We start from the raw sequence: 24479 nt of genomic DNA, 5'->3' as shown, positions 1-24479 counted from the left end.
TGGGGTACGTTCCCGCCCTGAGGGGCCGGTTCGGGTCCAGGAAGGGGTGCGCCCATGGCGACCATGGCCGATGTCGCCCGGCATGCCGGCGTCTCCGTGGCGACCGTCTCGCACGTGCTCAACGACACCCGGCCCGTGCTGCCGCACACCCGGCAGGCCGTCCTCGACGCCGTCGAACAGCTCGGGTACACGCCCAACACGCTCGCCCGCTCCCTGGTGACCTCCCGCACCCGCTCGATCGGCCTCGCGGTGTCGGCGATCAGCAACCCGTACTTCACCGAGATCCTCCAGGGCGTCGAGGCGAGCGCCCTGGAGCACGGCTACAGCCTGCTCATCGCCGATCCGCACGACGACCCCGCGCACGAGCGCAAGGTCGTCCAGCTGCTGCACGAGCGCCGGGTGGACGGCATGGTCGTCGCGCCCTCCGCCGACCCGGGCGGGCTGGTCGCCTACCTGCGCCGTCACGCCGTACCCGCGGTGTTCCTCGACCGGCTGGTCGACACGCGCGCGGAGGACGGCCCGGCCTTCGACCAGGTGTGTGCCGAGAGCGCCGCGCCGGTGACGGAGCTGGTCACCCACCTCGCCGGTCTCGGTCACCGCCGTATCGCCCTGGTCGCCGGGCTGCCGGGGCTCAGCACCACCAGCGAGCGGATCACCGGGTACCGGCACGGCCTCGCGGCGGCCGGACTCCCCTACGACGAGCGGCTCGTGGTCCACGGCGACTCCGCCGCCACCGGCGGCGAGCGGGCCACGGCCGCGCTGCTCTCCCTCGCCGTCCCGCCGACCGCGCTCGTCACCGCCAACAACGCGATGACCATCGGCGCGCTGCGCGCCCTGCGTGAACGGGGGTTGTCCGTGCCCGGGGACATCGCCCTGTGCTGCTTCGACGACTTCGCCTGGGCGGACCTGTTCTCGCCCCGGCTCACCGCGATCGCCCAGCCCAGCAAGGAGATCGGCGCGCAGGCGGTCCGGGTCCTGCTGGACCGGCTCGCCGCACCGGAGCGGCCCGCCCGGACTCTGCGGCTCCCGTGCACCTTCGTGCACCGCAGCTCGTGCGGCTGTCCCGAACTCCCCCCTCAGCACCCCGAGCACCCTCCTCAGCACCCCGAACAGCCCGCGAAAGGAACCGCCTCGTGATCGTCGTCGCCGGTGAGGCCCTGATCGACCTGGTACCGCAGGGCACGGGTGCCCTCGCCGACCTGCGGCCCGCCCTCGGCGGCGGCCCGTACAACACGGCCGTGGCCCTCGGCCGTCTCGGCTCGCCGACCGCCTTCTGCTCGCGCGCGTCCCGGGACGCCTTCGGCGAGGCGCTGCTCGACGGGCTGCGGCGGGCCGGGGTGGACGTCTCGGGCGTCCAGCGCGGCCCGGAGCCGACCACACTCGCCGTCGCCACGATCGGTGACGGCGGCTCGGCCGCGTACTCCTTCTACGTCGACGGCACCGCCGACCGGCTCTTCACGGCGCCCGCCTCCCTGCCCGCCGGAACTCGTGCGGTGTCCTTCGGGACCTGCTCGCTGGTGCTGGAGCCGGGGGCGAGCGCGTACGAGGAGCTGATGCGGACGGCGGCGGCCCAGGGCGTGTTCACGGCCCTGGACCCCAACATCCGGCCCGGTCTGATCCCGGACGCGGACGCCTACCGGGCCCGGTTCAAGAGCTGGCTGCCGTCGGTGTCGCTGCTCAAGCTGTCCGAGGAGGACGCCCTCTGGCTGGGCGGCAACCCGAAGGAGTGGCTGGCCGCCGGGCCGTCGGCCGTAGTGATCACCCAGGGCGGTGACGGCCTGACCGCGTTCACCCGTGACGGCGGCGTGCACACCGTGCCCGGCGAGGCGGTCGACGTCGTGGACACCATCGGCGCCGGGGACACGGTGAACGCGGCGCTGCTGCACGGCCTCGCCGCGCGCGACGCGCTGTCCGCGGAGGCGCTCGACGAGCTGGGCCCGGTCGGCTGGAGCGAGCTGCTGCGCTTCGCGGCCCGCGCGGCGGCCGTCACCTGCTCTCGTGCAGGGGCGGAACCGCCGTACGCCCATGAGCTGGCGGACGTACGTCCCTGACGTACGGCATCCGTACGTCGGCTGGCCGCGCCCTGGTGACGGAGGTCAGCCGGCCTTGTCGGCGGTGACGGTGACCGTGGTCAGCCGGCCTTGTCCACGGCCCGCAGGGCGCCCGGGCGGCGGCCTGCGAGGCGGTCCAGGGCGGCGGCCGTGGCGTCGTCGGCGGGCAGGTGCACCACCATGTGCTGGCCGTCGTCCGGCAGCGCGAGCGTCTCGTGCAGCAGCCGCAGCGGCCCGGCCTCCGGGTGCTCGACCTGCTGCGACCCGACGCTGCGCGGCGTCACGGCGAGGGCCGCGTACCGGTCGGCGAACTCCGCCCCCGCGGTGACCGTCAGCTCCTCGGCCAGCTCGGCGAGATACGGATCGCGCAGGGGTACGCCGTGCCGGAGCCGGGCGACCAGTTCGTCGGCGACGCGGCTCCAGTCGGGGTAGGCGGTGCGGGCGCGCGGGTCGGTGAACAGGTGGCGCAACAGATTGGGCGGCTCCGCGTCGAACAGCCCGAGCGGGCCGAACAGCCGGGCGTAGCCGTCGGTGTGGGCGACGACGTCGCCGATCCAGTTGATGACCGCGGCCGGGGCGGGTTCCAGCCGGTCCAGGACCGCCTGGACGGTCGGGCGTGCCGCGCGCCCGAGCGGCGGAGCCGCCCCGCAGACCAGCGGGTCGCCGCCCTCGGCCTCCTTGGTGAGGCGGCGCAGCAGGACCCGGTCCCTGAGCGACAGGTTCAGCGCGTCGGCGAGCGCGCCGAGCACCTGCGGGGAGGGGTTGCGGTCGCGGCCCTGTTCCAGGCGGGTGAGGTACTCGACGCTGACGCCGGCGAGCGTGGCCAGCTCGGCACGGCGCAGGCCCGGGGTGCGTCGGCGGGGGCCGGCCGGCAGCCCCACCTCGGCCGGGGTGACGGCTTCGCGCCAGGTGCGCAGGAAGGTGCCCAACTCGTTGTGGCTCACGGGTTGAACGTACCAACGGCCGCGCGGCGGAGGGTGGCCCTGCCACTACCAGGCTCCGGCCGGTCTCCCTCCGGCAGCGGGGGCGCCGCAGGGTGGAGGCATGACGAACGAGACCGCCACCGCCGCCCTGCCGATCGCATCTGGGAACTGGGCCCTGGACCCGCTGCACTCCGCCGTGAACTTCAGCATCCGCCACTTCGGCATCGCCAAGGTGCGCGGGCGCTTCACCTCGGTGCAGGCCGAGCTGTACGTCGGTGAGACAGCCGAGGACATCCGGGTGTCCGCGACCATCGATCTGGCCTCGGTGGACACCGGGAACACCGACCGTGACGCGCATCTGCGCGCGGCCGACATGCTGGACGTGGAGAAGCGCCCGACGATGACGTACCGCTCGACCCGCGTGTGGGGCGAGGACGAGGACTGGACGATGGAGGGCGAGCTGACGATCGGGGACGTGACCCGGCCCGTGTCGCTGGCCGTGGAGTTCGGCGGGCTGGTCGATGTGCCGATGGACGGCAGTCGGCATGCCGGGTTCGAGGCGACGGGCGAGATCCGGCGCAGCGAGTTCGGGCTCGACTTCGCACCCGGGCTGCTCGGGGAGGCGGTGAAGATCCAGCTCGACATGCAGTTCGTCGAGCCGAAGGGTGCCTGAGCAGGTGCCGGAGAAGCGTGCCTGAGAAGGACGTGATGACGCCGCGCGCCCCACGGGATGGTCCCGTGGAGCGCGCGGCGTCCTGCGGTCAGGCCTTGGGCGACCTGGTCGTCTTCTTCGCGGCCGTCTTGGTGGCGGTCTTCTTGGCCGTGGTCTTCTTCGCGGCCGACGTCTTGCTCGTGACGGTCTTGCTCGTGACGGTCTTGCTCGTGACCGTCTTGCTCGCGGCTGTCCTGCTCGTGGCCGCGGCGGTCTTGGCGGCCGTCTTGCGCGGGGCCTTCACCGGGGTGGCGTCGCTGAGCTTCTGCGGGTCCAGGATCTCCCGCAGGAACTTGCCGGTGTGGCTCGCCGGCACCGCCGCGACCTCCTCGGGCGTGCCCTCGGCGACGACCAGGCCGCCGCCCGCGCCGCCCTCGGGCCCCATGTCGACGACCCAGTCGGCGGTCTTGATCACGTCGAGGTTGTGCTCGATGACGATGACCGTGTTGCCCTTGTCGACCAGGCCGGACAGGACCGTCAGCAGCTTGCTGATGTCCTCGAAGTGCAGACCGGTGGTCGGCTCGTCCAGGACGTAGACCGTACGGCCGGTGGAGCGCTTCTGCAGCTCGCTGGCGAGCTTGACGCGCTGCGCCTCACCGCCGGACAGGGTCGTCGCCGACTGGCCGAGACGGACATAGCCGAGACCGACGTCGTTGAGGGTCTTGAGGTGGCGGTTGATCGCCGGGACCGCCTCGAAGAAGTGCATGGCCTCCTCGATCGGCATGTTCAGGACCTCGGCGATGGACTTGCCCTTGTAGTGGACCTCCAGGGTCTCCCGGTTGTACCGGGCGCCGTGGCAGACCTCGCACGGGACGTAGACGTCCGGGAGGAAGTTCATCTCGATCTTGATGGTGCCGTCGCCCGCGCAGTTCTCGCAGCGGCCGCCCTTGACGTTGAAGGAGAAGCGGCCCGGCATGTAGCCGCGCACCTTGGCCTCGGTGGTCTCCGCGAACAGCTTGCGGATGTGGTCGAAGACGCCGGTGTACGTCGCCGGGTTCGAGCGCGGCGTGCGGCCGATGGGCGACTGGTCGACATGCACGACCTTGTCGACGAGGTCGTCGCCCTCCACGCGCGTGTGGCGGCCCGGCACCGTGCGGGCGCCGTTCAGCTCGCGGGCCAGGTGCGTGTACAGGATGTCGTTGACCAGCGTCGACTTGCCGGAGCCGGAGACGCCGGTGACGGCCGTGAACACACCGAGCGGGAACGAGACGTCGATGTCCTGCAGGTTGTTCTCGCGAGCGCCGTGCACGGTGAGCCGGCGCCCCGGGTCCTGCGGGCGGCGGATGTCGGGCAGCGGGATCGACTTCTTGCCGGACAGGTACTGACCGGTCTGCGACTCGGCGTTGGCGAGCAGTTCCTTCAGGGAGCCGCTGTGCACGACCTTGCCGCCGTGCTCACCGGCGCCGGGGCCGATGTCGACGATCCAGTCGGCGACCTTGATGGTGTCCTCGTCGTGCTCGACGACGATGAGCGTGTTGCCCATGTCGCGCAGCCGCACGAGGGTCTCGATCAGCCGGTGGTTGTCGCGCTGGTGCAGGCCGATGGACGGCTCGTCGAGGACGTAGAGCACGCCCACGAGGCCGGAGCCGATCTGGGTGGCCAGGCGGATGCGCTGGGCCTCGCCGCCGGAGAGGGTGCCGGCCGCGCGGTTGAGCGAGAGGTAGTCCAGGCCGACGTCGACCAGGAACCGCAGCCGCTCGTTGACCTCCTTCAGCACGCGCTCGGCGATCTTCTTGTCGCGGGCGTTGAGCTTCAGCTCGCCCAGGAAGTCCGCGCAGTCGCTGATCGACATGCTGGAGACCTCGGCGATCGACTTCCCCATGATCGTGACCGCGAGGACGATCGGCTTCAGGCGCGTGCCCTCACAGGTGGGGCAGGGCACCTCGCGCATATAGCCCTCGAAGCGCTCGCGGCTCGCGTCGGACTCGGCCTCGCTGTGCCGGCGCTTGACGAACGGGACGGCGCCCTCGAAGGGGGTCGTGTACACGCGCTCACGGCCGTACCGGTTGCGGTAGCGGACCTCGATCTGCGTCTTGTGGCCGTGGAGCAGGGCCTTCCTGGCGCGCTGCGGCAGTCCCGCGAAGGGGATGTCGGTGCGGAAGCCGAGGGCGTCCGCGAGGGCGCCGATCAGCCGGCCGAAGTAGTCCTTGGTGTGCCCGTGGGACCAGGGGTGGATGGCGCCCTCGTCCAGGGACTTGTCCTCGTCCGGGACGATCAGCTCCGGGTCGACCTCCATGCGCGTGCCGATGCCGGTGCACTCGGGGCAGGCGCCGAAGGGCGAGTTGAAGGAGAAGGAGCGCGGCTCCAGCTCCTCGAAGGACAGGTCGTCGTACGCGCAGTACAGGTGCTCCGAGTACATGCGCTCGCGCTCGGGGTCGTCCTCGGGGAGGTCGACGAAGTCGAGCACGACCATGCCGCCGGACAGGCCGAGGGCGGTCTCGACGGAGTCGGTGAGGCGGCGCTTGGCGGAGTCCTTGACCGTGAGGCGGTCGACGACCACCTCGATGGTGTGCTTCTCCTGCTTCTTCAGGGTCGGCGGCTCGGACAGCTGGATGGTCTGTCCGTCGACCCGCGCGCGGGAGTAGCCCTTGGTCTGGAGGTCGGCGAAGAGGTCGACGAACTCTCCCTTGCGCTCGCGCACCAGCGGCGACAGCACCTGGAAGCGGCTCCCCTCCGGCAGCTCCAGGACCTTGTCGACGATGGCCTGCGGCGACTGGCGCGAGATCGGGCGGCCGCACTCGGGACAGTGCGGCTTGCCGATGCGCGCGAAGAGCAGGCGGAGGTAGTCGTAGACCTCGGTGATGGTGCCGACCGTGGAGCGCGGGTTGCGCGAGGTCGACTTCTGGTCGATCGAGACGGCCGGGGAGAGGCCCTCGATGAAGTCGACGTCCGGCTTGTCCATCTGCCCGAGGAACTGCCGGGCGTACGACGACAGCGACTCGACGTAACGCCGCTGCCCCTCGGCGAAAATGGTGTCGAAGGCCAGCGAGGACTTACCCGACCCCGACAGGCCCGTGAAGACGATGAGCGAGTCGCGCGGCAGGTCGAGCGAGACATTCTTGAGGTTGTGCTCGCGCGCGCCACGGACGATGAGACGGTCGGCCACGCCGGTCCGCACCTTTCTTGAGAGAAGTGACAGGGGCGGGGCCCCCGTCTTTCTCAGACTAGGGGGAGCCACTGACAACGCCGGTCGGATTCACCGGTTACCAACAATCCCCGGCCTTCCAGCATGCCCGACGCCGCCACCGACCATATAGCACGTGCATTCGATTTGCGGGCGCGGTCGAGATCCTTCACCCGAAGGAGTGGCGGGACTAAGGTCAGCAGCATGATTGATCACGCTCATGACCTGGCCTCTGTACAGGATGCGACCGAGCGGCTCCTCACCGCGGTCGCCGGGCTGGACAACGCCGCTGTGGCCGAACCGTCACGCCTGCCCGGCTGGAGCCGGGGCCATGTGCTCGCCCACCTGGCGCGCAACGCGGACGCCCTCGTGAACGTCCTGGAGGGCCGTCCCATGTACGCCTCCGCCGAGGCCCGCGACGGTGACATCGAGCGGGACGCGCCGCGCCCGCTGGACGCGCACCTCGCCGACCTGCGCGACAGCGCGGCCGGCTTCCGTGCGACGGGCGAGGCTCCCGCCGACTGGTCGCGCACGGTGGAGCTGCGCAACGGCGTCACGGACTCGGCGGCCCGGGTGCCGTTCCGGCGGTGGGCCGAGGTCGAGCTGCACCACGTCGACCTCGGCATCGGCTACGAGCTGGAGGACGTACCGGCCGACTTCACGGAGCGCTACATCGACTTCCTCGCCGCCCGGTTCTCCGGCCTCGCCGACGTACCCCCGACCCTGCTGACCGACGGCACACGCGCGTGGCACACCGGCCGGGACTCCGACCGACCCGAGGTGACCGTCACCGGCACCCCCGCAGACCTCCTCGGCTGGCTCGCAGGCCGCCGCGACGGTACGTCCCTGACGGTGAAGGGCGACGCACTGCCCAAGCTGCCGCCGCTGTAGCGAAGGGGCCTGAGGCGGAGGGCCGCCCCTGGCGGCGAGGGGCGGCTACCGCCCTGGCACCCCCTCGCGGGTCCGCCCCACCGCCCTCCACCTCCACGGGCCCGCCCGCACTCGCGGCGATAGGCTGCCGCCATGACGTACAGCGGACAGGTGACGGTCGGCGGCCCGGCGGATGTGCACGAGCTCAAGGACCTGATGATCACCAAGATCGCGGTCGGCCCGATGGACAACAACGCCTATCTGCTGCGCTGTCGGGCCACGGACGAGCAGTTGCTGATCGACGCGGCCAACGACGCGGACGCGCTGCTCGGGATGATCGGTGACGACGGGATCGCGTCGGTCGTCACCACCCACCAGCACGGCGACCACTGGCAGGCGCTCGCCGCGGTCGTCGCGGCCACCGGCGCCCGCACCTACGCCGGCCGGGACGACGCCGACGGCATCCCCGTACCGACCGACGTGCTGGTCGACGACGGCGACACCATCCGCGTGGGACGCGTGGAACTGACCGCGCGCCATCTGGTCGGTCACACGCCCGGCTCGATCGCCCTCGTCTACGACGACCCGCACGGGCACCCTCATGTGTTCACCGGGGACTGCCTGTTCCCCGGCGGCGTGGGCAACACCCGTAAGGACGCCCAGGCGTTCGCGCGCCTCATCCGTGACGTGGAGACGAAGATCTTCGACGTGCTCCCCGACGAGACCTGGGTCTACCCGGGGCACGGCAACGACACCACGCTCGGCGCCGAGCGCCCGCATCTGCCGGAGTGGCACGCGCGCGGGTGGTGAACCGCACCGTCGAGGGGGCGCGCGGCACTCAACACGCGCCCCGTGTGAACCAGGTGCACGCGCCGGGGCCACGCGCGCGCTCCCGGCGCGGAGGGCCGCGCGGTCAACTGGAAGTCGCCCCGCGCGGGACGACGGCTCCGGCGCGGAAGGGGCCGCCGGTCTTCCGAACCCCGCCCTCGGCCGGCGGCCCGGGCGAACGCGGCGTTCACGAAACCGCAACACCCGTTCCCACTATGCGGACAAACGCCCGTGTGACCTCGACAAACGCGCGGTTCGCTGCCACTCTCCCGCCATGCATCTCGCCCCCAGCGCGCTGCGCCGCGCCGTAGCCACCGCGACCATAGCCCTGCTCGCCACCGCCGTCGGCTGTGCCCCGCAGCCGGAGGAGACGGCGTCGGACCAGCCGTCGGGTTCGGCCGCCGGCGCCTGCGCGAAGGGCGAGTTGGCCACGGAGACCTCGGGCAAGCTGACGATCGCCACCGACGAGCCGGCCTACGAGCCGTGGTTCAAGGACGGCGAGCCGTCCAACGGCAAGGGCTTCGAGGCGGCGGTCGCCTACGCCGTGGCCGAGCGCCTCGGTTACGACAAGAACGCCGTGGTCTGGCAGAAGGTTCCCTTCAACAAGGCCTTCGCGCCCGGTGCGAAGACCTTCGACTTCGACATCAACCAGGTCTCCATCAGCGACGAGCGCCGCAAGGCCGTCGACTTCTCGACCGGCTACTACGACGTCCGTCAGGCCGTCGTCGCGCTGAAGGACTCCGAGGCCGCCAAGGCGAAGAGCGTCGCGGACCTCAGGAAGGTCAAGCTGGGTGCCCAGGTCGGCACCACGAGCCTGAACTACATCGACGACGTCGTGAAGCCCGAGCAGGACGCCGCGGCGTTCGCCAAGAACGACCAGGCCAAGTCCGCCCTGAAGAACGGCCAGGTCGACGCCATCGTGGTCGACCTGCCGACCGCGTTCTACATCACGGCGGCCGAGGTGACGGACGCCCGGATCGTCGGCCAGTTCGAGAACCAGGGCGGTACGCCCGAGCAGTTCGGCCTCGTCCTCGACAAGGGCAGCGCCCTCACCGCGTGTGTGTCGGACGCCGTCGACGCCCTGCGCAAGGACGGCACGCTGGCCCGGATCGAGCAGGAGTGGCTCTCCGACGCCGTCGACGCCCCGGTGCTGAAGTGACCGTCACCAAGGGCGAGTCGGGCCGGGAGAGCGCGGACGACAAGGGCGACATGCCCGGCGGCGCGGCAGGAGCAGCAGGGGCGGACGACGGTTACGTCCCCTCGCAGCGCCGCCTCGACCGCGAGCGCTTCAAGCGCACCCGCGCGCGGCGCGCCACTGCGATCGCCGCGCTGTCGACCCTGGTCACGGGCGTCGTCCTGTACCTGGTCGTGGTGAGCGCGCCGGGCTGGCCGCGCACCAAGGAGACGTTCTTCGACTGGGGTTACGCGCGCGAGGCGCTGCCCAAGGTCCTCGAAGGGCTGTGGCTCAACGTACGGCTGCTGCTGATCTGCGGCGCCGCCGTGCTGGTCCTCGGCATGCTGATCGCCGTCGCCCGCACCCTGCGCGGCCCGGTGTTCTTCCCGCTGCGCGCCCTGGCCGCCGCCTACACCGACTTCTTCCGGGGACTGCCGCTGATCATCAACCTGATGATCGTGGTGCTCGGCGTGCCCGCCCTGCGGCTGCAGGGCGTGACCGTGGACCCGGTGGTGCTGGGCGGTACGGCACTGACGCTGACGTACTCCGCGTACGTCGCGGAGGTGTTCCGCGCGGGCATCGAGTCCGTGCATCCCTCCCAGCGGGCGGCGGCCCGCTCGCTGGGCCTCAGCAACCGTCAGGCGCTGCGCCATGTGGTGCTTCCCCAGGCCGTGCGCCGCCAGGTGCCGCCGCTGCTGAACGACCTGGTGTCGCTGCAGAAGGACACCGGTCTGGTGTCCATCGGCGGCGCGGTGGACGCCGTACGGGCCGCCGACATCATCGTGGGCCGCAGCCTCAACTACACGCCGTACATCGTCGCGGGTCTCGTCTTCGTGGCGCTGACCATCCCGATGACCCGCTTCACCGACTGGGTGACGGCCCGGATGGACCGCCGCCGCGCCCAGGGAGGCACCCTGTGAACGACACCGCTCCCGTGCTGCGCATGGAGTCCGTGCGCAAGACGTTCGGCGACTCGGTCGTGCTGCGCAACGTCGATCTGGAGGTCGCCCCGCACACCGTCACCGCGCTGATCGGCGCCTCGGGGTCCGGCAAGTCCACGCTGCTGAAGTGCGCCAACCTGCTGGAGGACATCGACGACGGCGCGATCTGGCTGGACGGCGAGGAGATCACCGACCCGCGCGTCGACCAGGACGCGGTACGGCGCCGTATCGGCGTGGTCTTCCAGGCGTACAACCTCTTCCCGCACATGACGGTCCTGGACAACATCACCCTGGCCCCGCGCCGGGTGCACGGCGTCTCCCGCGCGCAGGCCGAGGCACACGCGCGGGAGCTGCTGGAGCGGCTCGGGCTCGGGGCGCGGGCGGGCGAGTACCCGGACCGGCTCAGCGGCGGCCAGCAGCAGCGCGTGGCGATCGTGCGCGCGCTGGCCGTACGCCCCCGGCTACTGCTGCTCGATGAGATCACCGCGGCGCTGGACCCGGAGTTGGTGGGTGAGGTGCTGTCCGTCGTGCGCGACCTGAAGGACGACGGCATGACCATGGTGCTCGCCACGCACGAGATGGCGTTCGCGCGGGAGGTCGCCGACCAGGTTTGTTTTCTGGACGCTGGGGTGGTGCTCGAGCACGGCACCGCGGAGCAGATCTTCGGCGATCCGCAGCAGGAGCGCACGCGGCAGTTCCTGCGGCGGATCGTGGAGGCGGGGCGGCTGTAAGGGGCGTACGTCCAGGAGGCCGGTCCTTACAGCGGTCCTTGCAGCCGTCCTTGCAGCCGTCCTTACAGCGGTCCTTACGCCGGTCGCCTATCAGTCCTTACGCGTCCGCCCGCGCCGCTCCCACCAGCGCCGCGACCCGCTCCACGCCGAACACGTACCCCTGCACCCCGCAGCCCGCGATGACGCCGTCGGCGCGCAGGGAGACGTAGGAGTGGTGCCGGAACGACTCGCGTTGGTGGATGTTGGAGATGTGGACCTCGATCACCGGCATGCCGTCGCAGGTGTTGAGCGCGTCCAGGATGGCGACCGAGGTGTGCGAGTAGGCGCCGGGGTTGATGACGATGCCGCAGTGGTTCAGCCGGGCCTCGTGGATCCAGTCGACCAGCTCGCCCTCGTGATTGGACTGGCGCAGGTCGACCGTGCCCCCGTGCGCGGCCGCCGCCTTGGCGCACATCGCCTCGACGTCGGCGAGGGTGTCGGAGCCGTAGATCTCCGGCTGGCGCTGCCCGAGCAGGTTCAGGTTGGGGCCGTTGAGGATCATGATCGGGGCGTTGGCCAGGGTGCGGGGCACGGCTTCCTCCGGTCCGTTCGGGGGTGGCGCGGCCCGTGGGGGACCGCTGTTCGGACCCGGTTTATCACGGTGCGCCGACGCCGCGTCCGCCCGTAGCCTCCCGTCATGAACACGCCCGTGTATCCGCCGAAGCCCGTACCGGGCGACCGTATCGCCGTCGTCTCCCCCTCCGCCGGGCTGCCGGAGCTGTTCCCGAGGCCGTACGAACTCGGCCTGGAGCGGCTGCGCGAGGACTTCGGACTCGAACCGGTCGAGTACCCGACGACCCGGAAGATGGGCGCCACACCCCAGGAGCGCGCCGCCGACATCCACGCCGCCTTCGCCGATCCGGACATCAAGGCGGTCATCGCGTCGATCGGCGGCGACGACCAGATCACCGTACTGCCGCACCTGGATCGGGAACTGATCCGGGCGAACCCCAAGCCGTTCTTCGGATACAGCGACAACACCAACCTGCTCGCCTACCTGCACAACACCGGCATCGTCGGCTACCACGGCGCGAGCGTGATGTGCGAGCTGGGCCGCCCGGGCTCGATGAACCCGCTGACCGCGGACTCCCTTCGGGCCGCGCTGTTCGACTCCGGTCCGTACGAACTGAAGCCTGCCGAGCGCTGGGGCGATGTGAACGGCGACTGGGCGGACCCGGCGACCTTCGAGTCGGAGCCCGCGATGCGGCCCGGCGACGGCTGGACGTGGGTGAACGCCGACCGCGTGGTGGAGGGGCGCAGTTGGGGCGGCTGCCTGGAGATCGTCGCCTGGCTGCTGATGGCGGACCGGGAGATCGCGCCCGATCTCGGCCACTACGACGGTGGCGTGCTGCTCCTGGAGACCTCGGAGGACATGCCGAGCGCCACGGAGGTCTTCTACGTCCTGCGCGGCATGGGCGAGCGCGGACTGCTGAAGCGCTTCTCGGCGCTGCTGATGGGGCGGGCCAAGACATGGTCCTTCGAGCAGCCCAACAGCCCCGAGGACGCCGCCCGTTACGCCGCCGAGCAGCGCGACGCCGTGCTGCGCGCCATGCGTATGTATGCCCCCAACACCCCGATCGTCTTCGACGTGGACTTCGGCCATACCGACCCGCAGCTCGTCCTGCCGTACGGCGGTCTCATCCGTGTCGACGGACCGGCCCGGCGCATCACGGTGACCTACTGAGGCGCGTGGTGTCCGCCTGTGCGCCCCCGTAACCAGCGGTCACCGTGGGTAGTTGACGCGGCATGCACGACGTACGCACCGTAAGGGCGCCCAGCATGCTGCGGCTCGCCGTCGCCTCGCTCGCCGGGACGGCCATCGAGTTCTACGACTTCTTCGTCTACGGGACGGCCGCGGCACTCGTCCTGGGGCCCCTGTTCTTCCCGACCTTCTCGCCGGTGGCCGGGACGCTCGCCGCCTTCGGGACGTTCGGCGTGGGTTTCGTCGCGCGGCCGCTCGGCTCGGTGCTGTTCGGGCACATCGGGGACCGGCACGGCAGACGGCCCGTCCTCGTCGTCTCGCTGCTGCTGACCGGCGCGTCGACCGTCGCGGTCGGCTGTGTCCCGACGTACGACACCATCGGTGTGGCCGCGCCCGTGCTGCTGCTGGTGCTGCGGTTTCTGCAGGGGCTGGGGCTCGGCGGGGAGTGGGGCGGGGCGGTGCTGCTGACCGCCGAGCACGCCCCGGCGGAGCGGCGCGGGCTGTGGTCGAGCTTCCCTCAGGTGGGGCCCGCTGTGGGCTTCGTCCTCGCCAACGGCGTGACGCTGGCGCTGGCCGCCTCGCTGTCCGAGGCGCAGTTCGCGCAGTGGGGCTGGCGGGTGCCGTTCTGGGCGGCCGGGGTGCTGGCCCTGGTGGGGCTGTGGCTGCGCTCGTCGCTCGCCGAGAGCCCCAGCTTCCTGGAGCTCGACGACCACGCGCGTGTGCCGCTCGCCGAGGTGGTGCGCGACCATTGGCGGCTGGTGCTGCTGACAGCCGGCGGCCTCGCCGTCGGGTACGCGATCTTCTACGCCGTGACGACCTGGTCCCTCGCCTATGCCACCGAGCGGCTCGGGGTGAGCCGTACCGTCATGCTGGCCTGCATCATGGCCGCGGTGGTGGTGAAGGGGGCGGTCACGCCGTTCGCCGCGGTGCTGGGCGACCGGTTCGGGCGGCGGCCGATGTGCCTGACCGGCTGTGCGGCGGCGGCCGTGTGGATGTTCCCCATGGTGGCGCTGCTGTCGACCGGGGAACCGCTGCTGATGTTCCTCGGGTTCCTGGGCGCGATGCTGGCGTTCATCGCCATGTTCGCGGTCATCGCGGCGTATCTGCCGGAGCTGTACGAGCCGCGGGTACGGTGCACGGGCGCGGCCGTCGGCTACAACCTCGGCGGCGTTCTCGGCGGCGCCCTCACGCCGATCGCGGCGACGGCACTCGCCGAGCAGGGCGGCCGGGTGCCGTGGGGCGTGGCCGCGTATCTGACGGTCATCGCACTGCTGAGCCTCGGCTGCTTCGCGCTGCTGCCGGAGACCCGGCCGGTGGGGGTGCGGGCGAATGCCGTCCCTGCGGGGTGACGTCCCTGCGGGGTGACGTCCCTACGGGGTGACGTCCCTACGGGGGACTGGCAAGGGTTTCGACCGGCGGTCACGACCAGCGGTTCACCGACTGAGCGACTCATCGGCCAGTGACTCGTCGACCAGGGTTCATCGCCTACGGGTTGAGCGCCAACTCCAGGTACGCCGCGAACAGCACCAGGTGCACTCCGCCCTGCAGCGGTGTGGCCCGGCCCGGCACCACTGTGAGCGAGGCGACCACCACGGTCAGGGCGAGCAGCACCATGTGGGTGGCGCCGAGGCCGAGGACGAGGGGGCCGGAGAGCCAGACCGTCGCCAGGGCGACCGCGGGGATGGTCAGACCGATGCTGGCCATGGCGGAGCCGAGCGCGAGGTTGAGGCTGGTCTGGACGCGGTCCCGGCGCGCCGACCGCAGGGCCGCGATGGTCTCGGGGAGCAGCACGAGCAAAGCGATGATCACACCGACGACGGCATGGGGCAGGCCGGCCGCGTCCACGCCGGACTCGATGGTCGGCGACACCCCCTTGGCGAGTCCGACCACGCCGACCAGGGCCAGTCCGAGCAGCCCCAGGCTGAGCAGCGCGGTCCGCGCGGAGGGTGCGGAGGCGTGGTCCTCGGTGGTGATCACCTCGCCCTGCCGGGTGATCGGCAGGAAGTAGTCGCGGTGGCGGACGGTCTGGGTCGCCACGAACAGTCCGTACAGGACCAGCGACGACAGTGCGGCGAAGGTGAGCTGTACGGCCGAGAACTCGGGCCCGGGCTTGCTGGTGGTGAAGGTCGGCAGCACCAGGCTGAGCGTGGCCAGGGTCGCGACCGTGGCCAGCGCGGCACCGGTGCCCTCGGGGTTGAACACGGCCGTGCCATGGCGCAGCGAGGACACCAGCAGGCAGATACCGACGATGCCGTTGCAGGTGATCATCACGGCGGCGAAGACGGTGTCTCTCGCGAGGGTGGAACTCTTGTCGCCGCCGTCCGCCATCAGGGTGACGATGAGGGCGACCTCGATGACGGTCACGGCGACGGCCAGGACCAGCGAGCCGAAGGGTTCGCCGACCCGGTGGGCGACAACCTCGGCATGGTGGACGGCGGCCAGCACGGCTCCGGCGAGGACCACGGTCACAAGCGCGACGACCGCGCCGGGCAGATCCCGCCCCCAGGTGAAGATCAGAAGGACCACCGCGAGCGCCGGCACGAGGGACGTCCAACGAGCCACGAGCGACCGGAGCCTGACGATCATGCGGTGATCCTCCCAAAGGTGAACGGGCCCCGCACTCCGGCCTGATGGGGGCGGCCGTTCGCGGGGCGCACTGGCGCGTGCACCCCTGCTGTCCTCGCGTCTACCCGAGGTCTCTGGAGTCCAGCAGGTCGCAGTTGGTGAAGCGGGGTGCCCTGGTGCACATGGCGGCCAGCCGTTCGGCGAACTTGGTGGTCTCCGGGGCGTCGCTGTTGCGCATCGCCCCTTCGTAGGACTCGAACTCGATCACCGCCAGGTAGCGGTTCGGGTTGTCCCGGTCCTTCAGGAGGATGCGGTGGGTGGGGCCGTCGCCCGTCCCGCCGGACCCGCGCTCTCTGGCCTCCTGGAGCAGCTGCTCCATCTCGTCCATGCGCTCGGTCTCGAAGTCGATGATCTGTGCGAACTTCATGACTGCCTCTCAGCGGCCGTGGCGTCCCCTGGGCCGGGAACGCCCTCGGCTCCCAAGCAAGCACCGGGAGGGGCGCTCGGCAATGCGAGACGGTTCCCTCCCGGTGCTGCTCGGTCGTACGTCCGACGTGGTCAGACGTCGGCGCTGTCCTTCGGAGCGCCTTCGCCTCCGCCGCGCGCCTCGACCGCGGCCTGCTTCTTCGACGCCATCAGGCTGGTGATCGTGGTGACGATCAGGACCACGCAGATCACGCCGAGCGAGACGGGGATGCTGATCTCCGGGACATGGACGCCGGACTCGTGCAGCGCGTGCAGCACGAGCTTGACGCCGATGAAGCCCAGGATGATCGACAGGCCGTACGACAGGTGGACCAGCTTCTTCAGCAGACCGCCGATGAGGAAGTACAGCTGACGCAGACCCATCAGGGCGAACGCGTTGGCCGTGAAGACGATGTACGGGTCCTGCGTCAGACCGAAGATCGCGGGGATCGAGTCGAGGGCGAACAGCACATCGGTGGAGCCGATGGCGAGCATCACGACCAGCATCGGGGTCATGACCCGCTTGCCGTTCTGCTGGATCCACAGCTTGGTCCCGTGGTAGCGGTCGGCCACACCGAAGCGGCGCTCGGCGGCCTTGAGCAGCTTGTTCTCCTCGAACTCCTCGTCGTGCTCCTCCGCTCGGGCCTCCTGGATGAGCTTCCAGGCGGTCCAGATCAGGAAGGCGCCGAAGAGGTAGAACACCCACGAGAAGCTGGCGATGATCGCGGCTCCGGCGGCGATGAAGATCGCCCGCAGGACCAGGGCTATCAGGACGCCGACCAGCAGCACTCGCTGCTGGTACTGCGAGGGCACCGCGAACTTCGCCATGATCAGGACGAAGACGAAGAGGTTGTCGACACTGAGCGACTTCTCGGTGATGAAGCCGGCGAAGAACTCACCGGCGGGCTGTCCGCCACCGAAGAGCAGCAGGCCGAGTCCGAAGAGGCCGGCCAGGGCGATCCAGACGACCGTCCAGATTCCGGCTTCCTTGATGGACACGTCATGGGGCTTGCGGCCGATGAAGAAATCGACCGCGATCAGGGCGGCGAGGCCCACGATCGTCAGGACCCACAGGGTCAGGGAAACATCCACTGCGCCTCCGGCAGTACGTAACGGCAAACAGTTCAGTCAGCGTCGTCGCTGCCGGAGGTCTCTTCCACCCGGGGGCTCCATAAGGGCTCGGGCCGACGCCCCGGGATCTGGCCTGATCCGTATTGACGGGGTCGCCGCAGTTGGTAGGGAGTACTCCCCTCCGTACGGAAAAGAGTACCCCAACCACCAAGGAAAGGTAAAGAGGAAGGTAAAGGAAAGTACAAGTGTGCTGGCTAGTGGGGCTTTACCTGTGCTTGGTCGAGTCAGCGGTTCAAGGATCGCCGGGCCGTGGCGACCTGCGTGAGCACCTGCTGGAGCACCTGGCTGCCGGGCGGCACCAGCGGCGGCTCGTACGTCCAGCAGTGCCCGACCCACGGGTCGGCCAGATGGTCGTCGGGCAGGGGCGTCAGTCGCATCAGCGAACGCCACAGCGGGTCCAGCAACGGGCCGTAGGCCGTCGAGTCCTCGCGGTCGGCGACCATCATGAGGTGGACGCCGACGGCCGGACCCTCGTCCGCGAGATAGCGCAGCTGGGTGACGGCCCGGTCGTCGAAGCCGTGCGGGAAGTCGTTGACCACCAGCAGTTGCTGCGAGGTGTCGAAGCCCGGCGGCAGCGCGTCGGCTGCTCCCCCGCGCACCGCCATCTGCACCAGGTCGACCCGCTGGGTGAGCCGGGCCAGCACGTCCGTGACCCCGGCGGCGCCGAGGGCCGGCGGGCCCGCCAGCACACCGGTCTGCACGAGCGGGGCGAGCGGCTGGGCTGCGGCCCCGGCCGCGTCGATGACATGCACCGTGAACTCGCCGGCCGGATGCACGGCCAGCAGCCGGGCCACATGGGCCACGGCCGTCTCCATCCCGAGTCGCCGCAGGTCATGGGCGTCGGCGAAGGAGCCGTCCCCCGCTCCCGCGCGTCCGCTGTCGATCCACAGACCGCGCTCCAGCGGCAGCCGCACCAGCATAGGTATACGCAGCTCGGGGCACTCCGGCAGATGGAGATCGCCCAGGCGCACAGCCATCGGCATCTCCATCGGCACGCGATAGCCGTGCCAGACGGGGTTGTCCCAGCGGGCGTACGCGGCCGGCAGCGCGGGCTCGACGACGTCCGACTCGGCGGTCAGCTGGACGAGATCGCGGTCCAGTGCCTGGCGGGCCTGGTCGACGAGCTGGGCGTGCTTGGCGCGGGCGGCCTCGCGCGCGGCGTCGCCCTGTCCGCCGACCCGGAACCGGGGGTCCGACAGCACTTGGTCGAGTTCCTTCTCCATACGGGAGTCGGCGAAGTCGACGGCGCTGCGGTACGAGGCCGTGGTGCGGGCCAGGTCCTCGAACATGCCCCACACCTGGTTGTACAGCCGCTCGTCCATGGACCAGCCGCTGGCGTCGCCCGCCACCGGAGTGGCCGGCTGTCCGGGCTGGGCCGGAGGCGCGGTGGGCGGGGGCGGCGGGGCCGCGTGCTGCCTGCGCGGGTGGTGGTAGTCGATCGGCCCGCCTGAGCTCGGCATCGAGGGCTGCGTGGCGGCGGAGGGGTCCCCCTGGACCGCTCCGCCGGTGTGGCCCGCGCCGGTCTGAGACGCCTGGCCAGGGGGCGGCGTCTGCGTGCCGTGCCCCGACTGCGGAGGCTGGGTGTGCGGCAGGGTCGGCTGGCCGGTGTGCGGGCCCGGATCGCCGTAAGGAGACCCTGGCTGCGGGCTCGTGCCGCCGTACGAGGAGCCGGTGGGCGGAGTGGCGCCGCCATACGAGGAATCGGCAGGCAGGGTCGCGCCGCCGTACGAGGAGCCGGGCTGCGGGCTTGCGCCGCCGCCGTGCGTGCCGCTCGTGTCGGTGGCCGGTGCCGGGGCTGCCGGCTGGTGGGCCCGGTCGCCGTCCGCTGTACGCGGCGGGGGTGCCGCCACGGAGCGGGCCACGCCCTGGACCACGGCGTCGTTGATCGTGCTCGCGAGCTGGTGTGCCTCGGGCAGGCCCTGGTCGGCGAGGAGTTCGGCGAGGCCGCCCGCGTAGCCCTGACCGACGGCGCGCACCTTCCACGCGCCCTGCCGGCGGTAGAGCTCCAGGGCGACGACCGCCGACTCGGCGTCGAGGCCGGTGAGCGTGAAGGTGGCGACCTCGGTGCCGTCGAGGCCGGTGACGGCGACGAACGGGGCGGCCAGGGCGCCGAAGCGGACCGGGCCCACCCCCTCCGTCGGAAGAGCGAGCAGGACGTTGACACGGTGGACGGCGTCCTGCAGAGCGTCGAGGTCCACCGCCAGGCGGTGCTCGGCGGCGGCCTGCCGGGAGACTTCGAGCCCCGGCAGCGTGGGTGCGCCGGGGTGGGCGACCCACTCGACGCCGTGCACCTTGCCGTGCTCGTCGCTCAGCGTGGCGCCGGCCACGATCGGCTTGCCGGCCGAGACCCGGATCTCTAGACGGGTCTCGGAGAGCGGGTGATTCTGCCCCCGCACCAGCTCGGCCGTCATCGCCTTCGTCCCCCTGTGTCGCTCTGTGTCGCTCGTGGTGATGTGGTGTGCCGCTGGGTGTCCTGGTCCTACAGCGTCGGCAGGATGGCCGGCATCAGGTCCTGGAAGGTCCGGCCGTTGGCCTGGGAGCCCAGGGCCGTCATCGTCCAGCCGGGGCCGTTGCGGTGCACCTTGGCCATGATCTGGGCGGTGTAGGCGCCGCCGCCGGCGAGGGTGTAGCGGGCCAGCTCCTGGCCGTTGGTCTCGTCGACCAGACGGCAGAACGCGTTCTGCACCTCCTGGAACGTCTGGCCCGTGAAGGAGTTCACGGTGAAGACGATCTGGTCGATGTGGACCGGGACACGCTGCAGGTCGACGAGGATGGCCTCGTCGTCGCCGCCCTGGCCGACACCGCCGACCAGGTTGTCACCGGTGTGCCGCACCGAGCCGTCGTCGCTCACCAGGTGGCGGAAGAAGACGACGTCGACCGGCTGCTTGTCGGCGAACAGGACCGCGGAGGCGTCCAGGTCGATCTCCCGCGTCCGCGAGCCGAACAGGCCACGCCGGGGGGCCGCCTGCCAGCCGAGACCCATGCGCACCGCGGTCAGGCTGCCGCCGTCGTTCTTCTGCAGACTGATGGCCTGACCCTTGGTCATGTTGACGGTCACGCGCTGATTCCCCTCTCGAACAGTCCCCTGTTGCCGCGATGTACGCGGCTGATCGAAACCCTACGCAGAGGCACTGACACTGCCGACCCCCGACCCCTGCTTTGTGTCGGTCTTGCAACACAGCGCGTACGACGTGACTGCTCGGGGCGCCGGTCACAGGTCCGGCCGGCGCCCCACCGGCCCCGTCAGGCGATGCCCGCCTCGCGCATCTGGCGCAGTTCCTTCTTCATCTCGGACACCTCGTCGCGCAGCCGGGCCGCGATCTCGAACTGGAGGTCCGCTGCGGCGGCCCGCATCCGCGCGGTCATCTCCTCGATCTGCTCGGCGAGTTCGGCGGCAGGCCGGTCCGTCGGCACCGTCTCCTTGGCCTTGCTCTTGGCGCCCTTGGCCGGCTTGGCGGCCTTCGCGCCCTTGGCCGAGTGCTCGGCGAGCGAGGGCACCGGCGCCTTGGTGCCCCGGCCGTCCTTCTTGGCCCGGTAGCCGCTGCCGAGGAGCTGCTCGGTGTCGACGTCCTCGCGGGCGATCTGCGCGACGATGTCGTTGATCTTCTTGCGCAACGGCTGTGGGTCGATGCCGTTGGCCTTGTTGTAGGCGACCTGCTTCTCCCGGCGGCGGTTGGTCTCGTCGATGGCCTTCTCCATCGCCGGGGTGATCTTGTCGGCGTACATATGGACCTGGCCGGAGACATTGCGCGCCGCGCGGCCGATGGTCTGGATCAGGGAGGTGCCGGAGCGCAGGAAGCCCTCCTTGTCGGCGTCCAGGATGGCCACCAGGGACACCTCGGGCAGGTCGAGTCCCTCACGCAGCAGGTTGATGCCGACCAGGACGTCGAACTCGCCGCTGCGCAGCTCGCGCAGCAGTTCCACGCGGCGCAGCGTGTCGACGTCGCTGTGCAGGTAGCGGACCTGGATGCCGAGTTCCAGGAAGTAGTCGGTGAGGTCCTCGGCCATCTTCTTGGTGAGGGTGGTGACCAGGACGCGCTCGTCCTTCTCCACGCGGGTGCGGATCTCGTGCACCAGGTCGTCGATCTGTCCCTCGGTGGGCTTGACGACGACCTCGGGGTCGATCAGACCGGTGGGGCGGATGATCTGCTCGACGACGCCGTCCCCGCGGGAGAGCTCGTACTGGCCGGGCGTCGCGGACAGGTAGACGGTCTGACCGATGCGCTCCTGGAACTCCTCCCACTTCAGCGGGCGGTTGTCCAGGGCGGAGGGCAGCCGGAAGCCGTGCTCGACGAGGGTGCGCTTGCGGGAGGCGTCGCCCTCGTACATGGCTCCGATCTGCGGCACGGTCACATGGGACTCGTCGATGACCAGGAGGAAGTCGTCCGGGAAGTAGTCCAGCAGGGTGTTCGGCGGGGAACCGGGCAGGCGGCCGTCGAAGTGCATCGAGTAGTTCTCCACGCCGGAGCAGGTGCCGATCTGGCGGAGCATCTCGATGTCGTAGGTGGTGCGCATCCGCAGGCGCTGGGCCTCCAGGAGCTTGCCCTGCTTCTCGAGTTCGGCCAGCCGCTCGCCGAGCTCCTTCTCGATGTCGTTGACGGCCCGCTCCATGCGCTCGGGGCCGGCGACGTAGTGGGAGGCCGGGAAGACGTACAGCTGCTGGTCCTCGCTGATGATCTCGCCGGTGAGCGGATGCAGCGTGGACAGCGCCTCGATCTCGTCGCCGAACATCTCGATGCGGACGGCGAGCTCCTCGTAGACCGGGAAGATCTCGATGGTGTCGCCGCGCACCCGGAAGGTGCCGCGGCTGAAGGCCATGTCGTTGCGCGTGTACTGGATGTCCACGAAGCGGCGCAGCAGCTGGTCGCGGTCGATCTCGTCGCCGACGCGGAGCGGGACCATGCGGTCCACGTACTCCTGGGGGGTGCCCAGGCCGTAGATGCAGGAGACCGAGGCGACCACGACGACGTCACGGCGGGTGAGCAGCGAGTTGGTCGCGGAGTGCCTGAGGCGCTCGACCTCCTCGTTGATGGAGGAGTCCTTCTCGATGTAGGTGTCCGACTGCGGGACGTAGGCCTCGGGCTGGTAGTAGTCGTAGTACGAGACGAAGTATTCGACCGCGTTGTTCGGGAGCAGCTCGCGGAACTCGTTCGCCAGCTGCGCGGCCAGCGTCTTGTTCGGCGCCATCACAAGCGTGGGGCGCTGGAGCTTCTCGATCATCCACGCGGTGGTGGCGGACTTGCCGGTGCCGGTCGCGCCCAACAGGACGACGTCCTTCTCACCGGCCTGGATGCGCTTGGCCAGGTCGGCGATGGCCGTCGGCTGGTCGCCGCTGGGCTGGTAGGGGCTGACGACCTCGAAGGGCGCCACCGTGCGTTCGATGTGGGAAACGGGCCGCATGGATCCACCGTACGACCCACCACTGACAACGGGGCAGGATCACGGGTTCCGCGAGGTGGGGACGGGCCGTGACAGGCGGTTCGGTGGGGCGGGCGCCCGGGTCACGGGGCGGCCGGCGGTGCTGTGCGAAGGCCGCTCTAGCGGCTCTGCGGCCCGCGGGTCGACATGGGTCGGCGCGTGGAGCGGCGGGCGGCGGGCTCGGCGGGGGTGCGGGCAGGGACGCCGGGCTTCTGCTCGACGCGGGGCCAGTGGGTGCGGCCCATGACCACGAGCGGGTCGAACAGCACGACGACGCCGGCCAGGCACAGGAAGGCCAGCGGGCCGATCAGCATCGGGGCGAGCAGGGCCGCGGGCGACTCGCCGGTGCCCGAGGCGGCGGTGCCGTGCAGGTGGACGCTGAGCGCGGCCATGCCCGTGTAGTGCATGCCGCTGACGGCGAGGCCCATCACGAGGCTCGCGCCGACGCTCCAGGCGAAGCCCCGGACCTGTCCGGCGGCCCACAGCGCGGCGGTGGCGGCGGCCATGGCTATGACGACGGAGGCGGCGACGGTGAAGGTGTTGTACTGCAGTCGTCCGTCCAGGCGCATGCCGGCCATGCCCAGGTAGTGCATCGAGGCGACGCCCAGCCCGGTGATCGTGCCGCCGGTGAACAGGGCCGCCCCGCGCGCGCCCTTGTAGCCGACGATGAAGATCCCGATGCCGACCATGACGACGGCTACGCCGAGGCTGGCGTAGGTCGTGGTCCGGTCGTAGTGGATCGGGGCCTCCGCGACCGTGAAGCCCATCATGGCGATGAAGTGCATGGTCCATATGCCGGAGCCGATGGCCGCGGAGCCGAGGGCGAGCCAGCCGGGGCGCCAGGACTGGGCGACCAGCATGGATCTTGTGGTGCAGCGCAGGCCGAGGGCACCGCCGAGGCAGGCCATCAGATAGGCCACCACCGGGGTGACCAGGCCATAGCTGAATCCGTCGATCGTGCCTTGCATGCGCGGCTGCCCTTCCGCCCTTTGCGTCCCGCAAATTCCCGAAATGCGCACTCCCAGAACCGCGCGGGCGGTCAGGTCGAGTGCAGAGAGTATGACCCCCACCGGAATGGTCGAACGATTTTCCGGCAAAGAATCACGGCCCCGCCCCACTTGTGCGGCCCGGGTGAGCACTCGACACCGACTCCGTTCCACGTGTGTCCATCCCGTATCCGCCCGAGCGCGAAGGGGCGTTGTCAGTGGTGGGTCGTACCGTGGGGCGTATGAACAGCCATGGGCAGTACGAGCAGCAGGTCGTGTGGGCCGTCGTCGGCACCGACATCGGCCCGCTGCTGCTGGCGGCGACCCGCGAGGGCCTGGTCAACGTCGTGTTCCACGCCGGGGACGCGGTGCGCGAGAAGGCGCTGGAGCGGCTGGCGTCCCGGCTCGGGGCCGAACCGGTGGAGGATCCCGGCTCCCCGCTGCTGACCGAGGCGATACGCCAGCTCCAGGCGTACTTCTCGGGCGAGCGGCACGGCTTCGAGCTGCCGTTGGACTGGTCGCTGATCTCGGGCTTCAACCGGCAGGTGCTGCGCGAGCTGGCCTCGGGTGTCCCGTACGGCACGGTCGTCGGCTACGGCGACCTGGCCGAGCGGGTCGGCCAGCCGGGCGCCGCGCAGGCGGTGGGGGCCGCGATGGGCTCCAACCCGCTGCCTGTGGTGGTGCCCTGCCATCGAGTCGTGGAGAGCGACGGCGGCCTCGGCGGGTTCGGCGGCGGCCTGGAGACCAAGCGGAAGCTGCTCGCCCTGGAGGGCGTGCTGCCCCAGCCGCTGTTCTGAGGTCTCGCGATCCTCCGGTCGT

The 24479-nt window shown here is 70.8% G+C and carries 21 protein-coding genes; 11 read left to right on the top strand and 10 right to left on the bottom strand.

What is annotated here, in order from left to right; translation table 11 throughout:
* Positions 1-54: 54 nt before the first annotated feature.
* Positions 55-1137 (top strand): LacI family DNA-binding transcriptional regulator, encoded by a 1083-nt coding sequence (locus tag RKD23_RS28685; protein WP_424856319.1) that lies wholly within the window; start codon positions 55-57, stop codon positions 1135-1137.
* Positions 1134-2051, top strand: coding sequence for a carbohydrate kinase family protein (locus RKD23_RS28680; RefSeq protein WP_424856318.1), 918 nt, complete (start codon positions 1134-1136; stop codon positions 2049-2051). Before RKD23_RS28685 ends, RKD23_RS28680 begins: the two co-directional genes overlap by 4 nt.
* 80 nt (positions 2052-2131) lie before the next feature.
* Here the strand turns inward: RKD23_RS28680 and RKD23_RS28675 are convergent, their stop codons facing one another.
* Positions 2132-2995, bottom strand: a complete 864-nt coding sequence (locus RKD23_RS28675; RefSeq protein WP_424856317.1) for a helix-turn-helix domain-containing protein — start codon at positions 2993-2995, stop codon at positions 2132-2134.
* Between the two features lie 100 nt (positions 2996-3095).
* Between RKD23_RS28675 and RKD23_RS28670 the strand changes: the two genes are divergently transcribed.
* Entirely contained in the window at positions 3096-3647 is a 552-nt protein-coding gene (locus RKD23_RS28670) for a YceI family protein (RefSeq protein ID WP_404034075.1), read from the top strand.
* A gap of 88 nt (positions 3648-3735) precedes the next feature.
* Here the strand turns inward: RKD23_RS28670 and uvrA are convergent, their stop codons facing one another.
* Positions 3736-6792, bottom strand: coding sequence for an excinuclease ABC subunit UvrA (gene uvrA, locus RKD23_RS28665; protein WP_424856316.1), 3057 nt, complete (start codon positions 6790-6792; stop codon positions 3736-3738).
* Between the two features lie 222 nt (positions 6793-7014).
* On the opposite strand from uvrA, the gene RKD23_RS28660 reads away from it, so the two are divergent.
* The 5 genes from RKD23_RS28660 (at position 7015) to RKD23_RS28640 (ending at position 11354) form a co-directional block, all read left to right on the top strand.
* Entirely contained in the window at positions 7015-7701 is a 687-nt protein-coding gene (locus RKD23_RS28660) for a maleylpyruvate isomerase family mycothiol-dependent enzyme (protein ID WP_424856314.1), read from the top strand.
* Positions 7702-7833: 132 nt separating this feature from the next.
* Complete coding sequence (locus RKD23_RS28655; protein ID WP_404034081.1) at positions 7834-8490, top strand: MBL fold metallo-hydrolase; 657 nt, start codon at positions 7834-7836, stop codon at positions 8488-8490.
* A gap of 292 nt (positions 8491-8782) precedes the next feature.
* Positions 8783-9667: an ABC transporter substrate-binding protein gene (locus RKD23_RS28650; protein WP_424856313.1), complete on the top strand. Its 885-nt coding sequence runs from the start codon at positions 8783-8785 to the stop codon at positions 9665-9667.
* Complete coding sequence (locus tag RKD23_RS28645) at positions 9664-10602, top strand: amino acid ABC transporter permease (protein WP_424856312.1); 939 nt, start codon at positions 9664-9666, stop codon at positions 10600-10602. The genes RKD23_RS28650 and RKD23_RS28645 overlap by 4 nt, the downstream gene beginning before the upstream one ends.
* 23 nt (positions 10603-10625) lie before the next feature.
* Positions 10626-11354, top strand: a complete 729-nt coding sequence (locus tag RKD23_RS28640) for an amino acid ABC transporter ATP-binding protein (protein ID WP_424858355.1) — start codon at positions 10626-10628, stop codon at positions 11352-11354.
* A 97-nt stretch (positions 11355-11451) separates the two neighbouring features.
* Here RKD23_RS28640 and aroQ read toward each other — a convergent pair whose 3' ends face one another.
* Positions 11452-11925, bottom strand: a complete 474-nt coding sequence (gene aroQ, locus RKD23_RS28635) for a type II 3-dehydroquinate dehydratase (RefSeq protein WP_424856311.1) — start codon at positions 11923-11925, stop codon at positions 11452-11454.
* 105 nt (positions 11926-12030) lie between these two features.
* Between aroQ and RKD23_RS28630 the strand changes: the two genes are divergently transcribed.
* Both RKD23_RS28630 and RKD23_RS28625 read left to right on the top strand, forming a co-directional pair.
* Positions 12031-13077: a S66 family peptidase gene (locus RKD23_RS28630; protein WP_424856310.1), complete on the top strand. Its 1047-nt coding sequence runs from the start codon at positions 12031-12033 to the stop codon at positions 13075-13077.
* A gap of 62 nt (positions 13078-13139) precedes the next feature.
* Entirely contained in the window at positions 13140-14444 is a 1305-nt protein-coding gene (locus tag RKD23_RS28625; protein WP_424856309.1) for an MFS transporter, read from the top strand.
* Positions 14445-14580: 136 nt separating this feature from the next.
* Here the strand turns inward: RKD23_RS28625 and RKD23_RS28620 are convergent, their stop codons facing one another.
* From RKD23_RS28620 to RKD23_RS28590, 7 genes are all read right to left on the bottom strand, one after another.
* Positions 14581-15681, bottom strand: coding sequence for a calcium:proton antiporter (locus RKD23_RS28620; protein WP_424856308.1), 1101 nt, complete (start codon positions 15679-15681; stop codon positions 14581-14583).
* Positions 15682-15781: 100 nt separating this feature from the next.
* Positions 15782-16087 carry a hypothetical protein gene (locus RKD23_RS28615; RefSeq protein ID WP_424856307.1) on the bottom strand — a complete coding sequence of 102 codons (306 nt, stop codon included), beginning with the start codon at positions 16085-16087 and terminating at the stop codon, positions 15782-15784.
* A 131-nt stretch (positions 16088-16218) separates the two neighbouring features.
* The gene (locus RKD23_RS28610; protein ID WP_424856306.1) at positions 16219-17217 is read right to left on the bottom strand and encodes a TerC/Alx family metal homeostasis membrane protein; all 999 of its coding nucleotides are present in this window, start codon (positions 17215-17217) and stop codon (positions 16219-16221) included.
* 263 nt (positions 17218-17480) lie between these two features.
* On the bottom strand, positions 17481-19667 hold the full coding sequence (locus tag RKD23_RS28605) for a TerD family protein (protein ID WP_424856305.1): 2187 nt from the start codon (positions 19665-19667) through the stop codon (positions 17481-17483).
* A 68-nt stretch (positions 19668-19735) separates the two neighbouring features.
* The gene (locus tag RKD23_RS28600; RefSeq protein WP_424856304.1) at positions 19736-20314 is read right to left on the bottom strand and encodes a TerD family protein; all 579 of its coding nucleotides are present in this window, start codon (positions 20312-20314) and stop codon (positions 19736-19738) included.
* A gap of 185 nt (positions 20315-20499) precedes the next feature.
* Entirely contained in the window at positions 20500-22656 is a 2157-nt protein-coding gene (gene uvrB / locus RKD23_RS28595; RefSeq protein ID WP_404034103.1) for an excinuclease ABC subunit UvrB, read from the bottom strand.
* Between the two features lie 137 nt (positions 22657-22793).
* Positions 22794-23642 (bottom strand): MHYT domain-containing protein, encoded by an 849-nt coding sequence (locus tag RKD23_RS28590; protein ID WP_424856303.1) that lies wholly within the window; start codon positions 23640-23642, stop codon positions 22794-22796.
* Positions 23643-23902: 260 nt separating this feature from the next.
* Between RKD23_RS28590 and RKD23_RS28585 the strand changes: the two genes are divergently transcribed.
* Positions 23903-24457, top strand: coding sequence for a methylated-DNA--[protein]-cysteine S-methyltransferase (locus tag RKD23_RS28585; protein WP_424856302.1), 555 nt, complete (start codon positions 23903-23905; stop codon positions 24455-24457).
* The last annotated feature ends 22 nt before the right edge of the window (positions 24458-24479 follow it).

Source organism: Streptomyces sp. SAI-170, from assembly GCF_049739565.1.
GTDB lineage: Bacteria > Actinomycetota > Actinomycetes > Streptomycetales > Streptomycetaceae > Streptomyces.
The sequence above is the reverse complement of the archived record's forward strand: the minus strand, read 5'-3'. Positions and strand labels throughout refer to the sequence as shown.